Consider the following 8,542-nt stretch of genomic DNA (forward strand, 5'->3'; position numbering starts at 1 on the left):
TTTTGTTAATGTGATTTTATTAAAATGACTATTGTGTTAGTTTTTCTAACTTATAATTCTCTGCCAATTCTCCGACGATTTCATTACCTGATAAATCCAATTGCCAAAGTTTTGCCTTTTCACCCAGTTTGAATTTATAATCCACTCCTTCAAGTGTGATCACATTATTTTCAAATTTCCACTTTCCATCTTTGACAAATACTTCATCACTTTTATTAAGATATTTTGAGGTATAACTATAGGAAAAATTTTGGTTTAACTTTAAAACAGTTTCGATCCCGTCACAATCTGCACAAGGCATTACTCCGCTGTATGCTCCGCTCAATTCATATAGAGTAGCGCTTTGGTGATCTTGTTTGTCTTTAACTGCTTCAGCACCTTTACGTTGGTTATCACATGCAACAAAAACAAATAAGATACAGCATAATATAATAAATAGCCTTTTCATCTTCTTTAAAACTCTTTCTCAAATCTCCACAGAGATATAGACAAATTAAGTACCAAAAAGCAAGATTAAAATGTTAAAAAAATGTTAATATTCATCTTCATCATCTCCGTCCAATAAACTTAATGCTCCGCGCAGTTCACTTAAAGCATGCATATTGCGTTTTTGTTGTGTTATGACCATACCTTTCTTATAAATATCTCGTGCATCTTCTACACGATTCATTTTCTCATAAAGTTTCCCTAAGTGGTAATAAGTTCCAACATAATCGGCATGATTACTTATCAGATCAGTATACCCCTTAAGCGCCTCATCTTGATTTCCCAATTTTAAATATTCGGTAGCCAAAGCATATTTCAAAAAAGGATCTTGTGGAGAATCTTTCAAAAACTCCTTCAATTGTTCTAAACGGTCTGACATGATGTATAGCTTTTAATTTTACACCGGTAAAGCTACAAATAATCAAAGAAGCTTAAAAGCTCAATTCAACAACGAATTACTATGCTAGCATACAAAAATGACAAACCATTGACGAATCATAAGCAGTATAAAATTTAGTCAACCCACAATAAAAAATACACATTTAATAAATAAAACCATATTTAAAGACCTTTATTTATCGATAAAATAATTTACAAGCCTCTATTTTAACAAAAACATAACTCAACATTCCATTGCAGGCAGTATGGTACTCTCCCAAATTATCTTTACATTTAAAGTAAATTATATTAGGTTTGTATAAAACGGTAATAAATTATGAAAATATTAGTGTGTATAAGTAATGTCCCTGACACTACTTCCAAGATTACATTCACCAATGACAACACCGCTTTTAATAATGCTGGTGTGCAATACATAGTGAATCCTTACGATGAAATTGCTTTATCAAAAGCAATAGATTTGGCTGAAGGCGGTAAAGGCACCGTAACTGTTATAACAGTTGGGGACGCAAGTACTGAGGCTACTATCCGAAAAGCGCTAGCGACTGGTGCAGATAATGCAATACGAGTAAATGCCTTACCAAGAGATGCTTGGTTTGTTGCCAATCAGATTGCTCATTATGCAAAAGACAACAGCTTTGATCTTATATTAACCGGTAGAGAATCGATTGATTATAATGGAACTCAAGTAGGAGCTCTCGTAGCTACGATCCTAAATATTCCTTCCGTTTCTATCAGTAAAAAACTAGATATTGACGGCAATAGCGCAACTGTAGAACGAGAAATCGAAGGTGGCAAAGAAGTTCTAACTTTAAATCTACCAGCTGTCATTGGTACAGCTGAAGGGGTAGCAGAAACAAAAATACCGAATATGAGAGGTATTATGACCGCTAGAACAAAGCCATTAGATGTAATTGAACCTATTGAAGTAGCTCAATTGTCGCATATTGTCAAATTTGAAACTCCAGCTCCACGCGGTGCTGTCACTTTGGTTGATGCTGGAGATGTCGAAAAATTAGTTTCTCTTTTGCATGAAAAAGCAAAGTTATTTAATCAACTCTAATCGTAAAGAATATGTCAATATTAGTATATGTAGAAAATACAGACGGTAAGTTCAAGAAATCGGCATTTGAGGTTGTTTCTTATGCTAATGCTATTGCAGAACAATCGGGAACTGAAGTTATTGCATTATCAATCGGTAATGTTGAAGAATCGCAATTAAGTGTTTTGGGTAAATATGGCGCAAGTAAGGTATTAAATGTCAATACAGAACAATTAAAGTCATTTGTAAACCAGGCTTACGCCGCTATCATCGTTGATGCAGCAAAATCATCAAGTGCATCAATAGTTGTATTGTCAAATTCCTTTTCTGGAAAGGGGTTAGCCCCGCGGGTTGCTGCGAAATTAGAAGCTGGTTTAGCAGACGGAGCTATTGAATTACCTACTGTAAATGGAGAAACTCTACAAGTCAAAACTGGAGCATTTTCAGGCAAGGCCTTTGCTTATGTCGCTTTAACTTCGGCTGTTAAAGTAATTGCTGTCAATCCCAATTCATTTGAAGTAAAAGAGGCCGAAGGAACAGTAACTATTGAACCCTACTCTCCGAGTATAGATACTTCAGATTTTAGTACGATCGTTAAGGATATCATTAGAGCAACAGATAAAATTTCATTACCTGAGGCAGAAATTGTTGTTTCCGCGGGTAGAGGATTAAAAGGTCCAGAGAACTGGGGTATGATTGAAGAACTCGCTCATGTACTTGGTGCGGCTACAGCGTGTTCAAAACCGGTTTCTGACGCGGGATGGAGACCGCATTCAGAGCACGTTGGACAAACGGGAATAGCGGTAAGTCCCAATTTATATATTGCAATTGGTATTTCAGGAGCGATACAACATTTAGCAGGGGTTAGTGCTTCAAAAACAATTGTTGTGATCAACAAAGATCCTGAAGCTCCGTTTTTCAAAGTAGCAGATTATGGTATTGTTGGAGACGCATTTGAGGTTATTCCCAAATTAATCACAGCTTTAAAGGCTTATAAAGGAATATAAAGGAATATAAAGTTCCTAAATAAAAAACTCCATTTGCAATTAATTTGTTAATGGAGTTTTTTTTATTCCAAATTATTTTTTCATTTTCTACTTTGAAACATCCTCTAACAGAGCATATAGTGATTACCAGAGCATAATCTTGTAAGCCATTTAAAATAGGTATTCATGAATAAAATTACCTTTATATCTCCCTGATTATATTGCTTATCTAAGCAAATTTATCTAAATTTGTAAACCGTAAAGGTATCATAATGAAGAAAATCAAGTTAGACATTATTGGACTATCCTACAGTCAGACACAATCAGGTGCATATGCATTGGTACTTGGTGAGTCTGGAGGTAATCGCCGTCTTCCCATTATAATAGGGAGTCACGAAGCTCAAGCTATTGCGATTAGAATAGAAAAGATGGTTCCAAGTCGTCCTCTAACACATGATTTATTTCAGAATTTTGCAAAAGCTTTTCAAATTAATATACAGGAAGTCCTTATCTATAATTTAATAGAAGGCATTTTTTATTCTAAAATCATCTGTTCAGATGGAGAGAAAACTGTAGAAATCGATGCCCGAACTTCAGATGCTGTTGCACTGGCTGTACGTTTTGGAACACCCATTTATGCTTACGACTTCATCTTATCATCTGCCGGCATCGTTATCGAAGGCAACGAGTTTGCCTTTCTTGAAAACCTCGAAAATGCAGTAAATGCTGAAATCGTTGAAGATGATGTCAAAGAAGAAACGTCAAAAATTCAAAATCCTTTCTCAAGTCTTACTGATGAACAATTAAAAACGGTTCTCGAACAATCCCTTCATGATGAAAACTATGAGCAGGCTGCATTAATCCGTGATGAGATATCACGTAGAAAATAAGGTCACAATCATCGACAGAAAAACAAACTCAACTCTATATTACTTATGTCTATTAAATTAAGGTTGACCATTATGAACTTCCTCCAATTTTTTGTGTGGGGAGCGTGGTTAATTACAATAGCAAATTACTGGTTTGGTACTAAGCAATGGGACGGTACCCAGTTTGGAGCTATATTTGCAACAATGGGTTTTGCCTCTTTGTTTATGCCTACTTTAATGGGAATTATCGCAGACAGATGGGTTAACGCTGAAAAACTGTATTTGGTATTACATCTTTTATATGCGGCGGTACTCTTTTATCTACCACAAATAAATGATCCTGTTACTTTTTTCTATGCGATGCTCCTTGCCATGTGTTTCTACATGCCAACCCTTGCCCTATCAAATTCCATCGCATATACTGTGCTCACTCAAGGGAAATATGACTTGGTAAAGGCTTTCCCCCCAATCCGTGTGTGGGGAACTATTGGTTTTATTGCAGCCATGTGGATTGTTAACTTGACAGGCAGTAAAGCAACAGGTATGCAATTTTATATTGCCGGAGCCTCTGCAGTAGGTTTAGGATTGTTTTCTTTTTCTATTCCTAAATGTCCACCTAGAAATATCAAAAGCGAGCAATCATCTCTGGTACGTACACTAGGTCTGGAAGCTTTCAAATTATTTGGAAATTATAAGATGGCTTTGTTTTTTATCTTTTCTATGTTTTTAGGGGCTGCACTTCAGTTGACAAATGCATATGGAGATGTATTTTTAGATGAGTTTAAATTCTTTCCTAAATATACAAATTCGTTTGTAATCAAATACTCAACGATCATCATGTCAATTTCACAGATATCTGAGACACTATTTATTCTTGCCATACCATTTTTCTTAAAACGATTTGGAATTAAAAAAGTTATGCTGATATCCATGTTTGCTTGGGTATTGCGTTTTGGTCTATTTGCTTATGGCGATCCATCTTCTGGTTTATGGATGATTATATTATCATGTATCGTATATGGTATGGCTTTTGATTTCTTTAATATTTCAGGCTCCTTATTTGTAGAAACATCCACTAGTTCACAAATAAGAAGTTCAGCTCAGGGCCTATTTATGATGATGACCAATGGTTTTGGTGCAGTATTTGGCAGTTTAGTTTCAGGATGGATCATCGATAAATATTTCTCCATTTCATTTACTAATGTAAAACAGCTCGCGTCATTTTTAGATACAGATGTAAATAATAGTAAATTAGTCAATTTTGTTAAAGAAAGAGGACTCTCCATTAGTGAAAATGGTTTATTCGATACAAATTTGATACTTAAAGACTGGCATCATATCTGGTTAACATTTTCGCTTTATACTTTGGTTTTAGCAGTTCTTTTTGCTATTCTTTTCAAACATAAACACGATAAAAACATGCCTTTAGGCGCTAAATAATAAAAAAAGCCATTCTGTCGAATGGCTTTTTTATATTTGTAGATGCAGTTATCTACTACAGACTATTTAGAAGAAATAAATAAACAATCTCAATCAAAATTTTACGATTGGTCCTATCACAAACTTTTACAGGCAGGTTTCAATAGTGAATGGGCACATACCATCAATTCCATCGTTCTTCTATTTTTAGTTATTCTAATTTTATTAATTATAGACTTTATAGCCCGAAAGGTAATCCTCTCTGTTGTAACCCATTTTATAATAAAATCAAAAAACTCAATAGATGATTATCTGATAAAAATAAAACGCTGAAATACATCAGCCACTTCATTCCACTTTTCATTGCACAGCAGATCAGTCCAATCATATTTCTAGGATTTCCAAATTGGTTAAAAGCGATTAATAAAGGGATAGAGGTATTACTGGTTTTAAACATTATGCTCATTGTGCATTCTGCATTAAAAACATTGCGTGATATCCTAAAGACTCGAAAAAGCTTTGCTGACAAACCATTGGAAAGTTATTTGCAAGTTTCACAGATTGTCTTAATCTGTATTGGAGGAACAATTACTTTTTCTATCTTAACAGGTATTTCTCCGCTATCATTTTTGGTCTCGCTAGGAGCTGCCTCTGCCATTTTAATGTTGGTATTTAAAGACACCATCCTTGGCTTTGTCGCAAGCATATCCGTTTCTGCAAATGACTCCATACGGGTGGGGGACTGGATTGAAATGCCAAAACATAATGCCGATGGAACAGTTATCGAAATCAACCTAAATAATGTGAAGGTGCAAAATTTTGACAAAACGATCACCACGATACCCACGCATACTTTATTGATTGATTCTTTTAAAAATTATAGAGGTATGCAGACCTCTGGTGGGCGAAGAATAAAAAGGGCAATAAATATTAAGATTTCCACTATTCGGTTTATGACTGAGGAAGAGATCCAAGACTTAGAGAGGATTCAAATTCTTAAACCTTTTATTGAGCAACGCAGATTAGAAATTAGTGAATATAACAATAGAAGTCAAGCCGATCAGTCCATGCCGGTAAATGGGCGCAAAATGACAAATATCGGTCTGTTTAGAGCTTATGCGACAGCCTATATTAGACAGAATCCAAACATAAACAAGGATATGATCAGTATGGTACGTCAGATGGATCCGACAGAACATGGAGTACCATTAGAAATATACGTATTTTCAAATGATACCCGCTTTGAGATCTATGAAGGTATCCGATCTGATTTATTTGACCATTTATTTGCTGTCATTACATACTTCAAACTAGAAGTTTTTGAAAGTCCTGCATCTGATGATCTGCGTAACTTAAGTATCAAAATAGATCAAACACATTTACAATAAAAAAAGAAAAGGTAATCTTCTCCAAGATTACCTTTCTTTTTAAAAACAAACTAAATTTCTGGGTGTGTTTCCCAACAGACCCCACATTAACCCTTTACTATATGAATCAAAAATTACTCTGATACAAATATAAAGTTGTCATATTAAGCAATCCTTAACTAAAGTTTAACCTTTCATCATTATTCATAAAAAAAGCAACCTTAAAAAGGTTGCTTCACGGTTTTATATGGTTATTTACTATTTTGTTTTATTTACAACCTCAATTTCTTTGAAAGCTGTATGTACGCGATTAAACATATCAGTAGCACTCACTTCAATTTTATATTTTCCTGCTTTTAACTTTGGCAATTTCAATCTCCATAAGTGAGCACTATTAGTCCCATCAGAAGGTCTTCTGCCCTCTTTATAATCGGTTGCTAGGTCATACTGGTTGACTGCATCATCAAAAGATGGATCCACTTCTTTAACCTGATCCATTTCTTTCCATTGACTATCATTTATACGATATAATACTTGATCACCTTTTTTACCAATAAAAGTTTGCATACACTGGATATCGTTGCACATATTGTTGATCTACTATCGATGGTCCAGATAAAGCAATTTGATAAGCAGCATCTTTCCCTACCACCTTATAATCAAATGTATATTGATTATTTTTAATATTTAAAATAGCATAACCTTTTGGAGTTCCATCTCGCATGGTTGATACAGGTATGCCATTCTCATCCAGTTTTCCAGAATACCAGTCGCCTGAAGTCGTTCCTACATTATATTCATGGTGCGGTTTTGATTGCTTCCAACCTTCCTTAGCACCAAAGAAATTTTGCTGTTGGAAATGTGTATGAGCCGATAAAGAAAGCGTATGTGGAAATTCACTTAAAATATCAAATAATCGATCACGATCTTCAGTACGGAAAACTTCAGAATTCTCATGCTCAAGCGGGATATGAAAAGCCAATACAATTAACTTATCTTTTGGTACAAACTTTAGATCATTGGCAATAAAATCCAATTGATCGTGACGCAAACCTCCTTTATAGCCTTTTCCTGTATCAGGATTAGGGTAAATAATATCATCAAGGACTAAAAAGTGAGCGTTTCCATAATTAAAAGAATAGGTTGCGGGACCAAAAGAAGCTTCAAAGGCTTCATCCGAATAGATGTCTTCTTTCGTATCAAAATTTAAATCATGATTACCGATTACATTAAACCAGGGTAAACCCATTAATGAAATTGTACTTTTATATGCTGGATGCAATGATAAATCATTACCAACTAGATCTCCTAAGCTAATCCCAAACACAGCAGCATTTTTATTGGATATGCGATCAATAATCCCTCTTTTAAAATAATCCATTTCGGTCATATCATAAGCTTGGGGATCTCCAAATACAAACGCAGAAAAATCTCTAGATTCAGATTGAGCTGTCAGAGCAAAATTGATATTCTTGGGTAATTTTCCAGTTGGTGAAACACCTTTATAGGTCAACTCAGGACTTCCCTGCGGTTTATATATATAATAAAATTGTGGTTGATGTGCTGTACTTAGAGGTAATGTATAATCAGCAGGTTTAATAACAAAAATAATATTGTCTTTATCAACAGGCAATTTATAATGACCTCTAGCATCAGTTTGAACAACCTCTACCCCATTACTCACAGAGACATTAGGTATACCGCGTTCTTTTTTATCAAAAATTCCATTTATTGATATCATTAAAAACAATACCTTTCGCAATTTCCTGAGCACTAACCGTGTAACTCAATGATAAAGCTGCAGCCACAGCAAAAATATTTTTCATTTGAATATATAGTATAATTAAAGACGAAGCTAATACTCTAATATGAATCAATAGTCACCTGATGTTTAACAAACTGTTAATTATTTATAACAAGGGTATACATATGATTTACCCCCTTTTTTGTATAATATATTTATTTACTTAACGA

General features: G+C 34.6%; 7 protein-coding genes and 1 pseudogene. 5 read left to right on the forward strand and 3 right to left on the reverse strand.

Going from position 1 to position 8,542, the window contains the following annotated elements:
• Positions 1-28 precede the first annotated feature (28 nt).
• Together L950_RS22715 and L950_RS22720 are read right to left on the reverse strand one after the other, a co-directional pair.
• A complete protein-coding gene (locus tag L950_RS22715; protein WP_021189447.1) occupies positions 29-448 on the reverse strand; it encodes a copper resistance protein NlpE in 420 nt (139 codons plus the stop codon).
• An 84-nt stretch (positions 449-532) separates the two neighbouring features.
• A complete protein-coding gene (locus L950_RS22720; protein WP_021189448.1) occupies positions 533-865 on the reverse strand; it encodes a tetratricopeptide repeat protein in 333 nt (110 codons plus the stop codon).
• A gap of 336 nt (positions 866-1,201) precedes the next feature.
• Between L950_RS22720 and L950_RS22725 the strand changes: the two genes are divergently transcribed.
• The 5 genes from L950_RS22725 to L950_RS22745 all read left to right on the forward strand — a co-directional run bounded on the left by L950_RS22725 (position 1,202) and on the right by L950_RS22745 (position 6,589).
• Positions 1,202-1,948: an electron transfer flavoprotein subunit beta/FixA family protein gene (locus tag L950_RS22725; protein WP_021189449.1), complete on the forward strand. Its 747-nt coding sequence runs from the start codon at positions 1,202-1,204 to the stop codon at positions 1,946-1,948.
• Positions 1,949-1,959: 11 nt separating this feature from the next.
• Entirely contained in the window at positions 1,960-2,934 is a 975-nt protein-coding gene (locus L950_RS22730; protein ID WP_021189450.1) for an electron transfer flavoprotein subunit alpha/FixB family protein, read from the forward strand.
• Positions 2,935-3,185: 251 nt separating this feature from the next.
• Positions 3,186-3,803, forward strand: coding sequence for a bifunctional nuclease family protein (locus L950_RS22735; protein ID WP_021189451.1), 618 nt, complete (start codon positions 3,186-3,188; stop codon positions 3,801-3,803).
• 45 nt (positions 3,804-3,848) lie between these two features.
• Entirely contained in the window at positions 3,849-5,222 is a 1,374-nt protein-coding gene (locus tag L950_RS22740) for a nucleoside permease (RefSeq protein WP_031287965.1), read from the forward strand.
• A 437-nt stretch (positions 5,223-5,659) separates the two neighbouring features.
• Positions 5,660-6,589: a mechanosensitive ion channel family protein gene (locus L950_RS22745; protein WP_021189454.1), complete on the forward strand. Its 930-nt coding sequence runs from the start codon at positions 5,660-5,662 to the stop codon at positions 6,587-6,589.
• Between the two features lie 237 nt (positions 6,590-6,826).
• Here L950_RS22745 and L950_RS22750 read toward each other — a convergent pair.
• Positions 6,827-8,309 (reverse strand): annotated as a pseudogene (locus tag L950_RS22750) (calcineurin-like phosphoesterase C-terminal domain-containing protein).
• Positions 8,310-8,542: the final 233 nt, after the last annotated feature.

The organism is Sphingobacterium sp. IITKGP-BTPF85, from assembly GCF_001006065.1.
GTDB lineage: Bacteria > Bacteroidota > Bacteroidia > Sphingobacteriales > Sphingobacteriaceae > Sphingobacterium > Sphingobacterium anhuiense.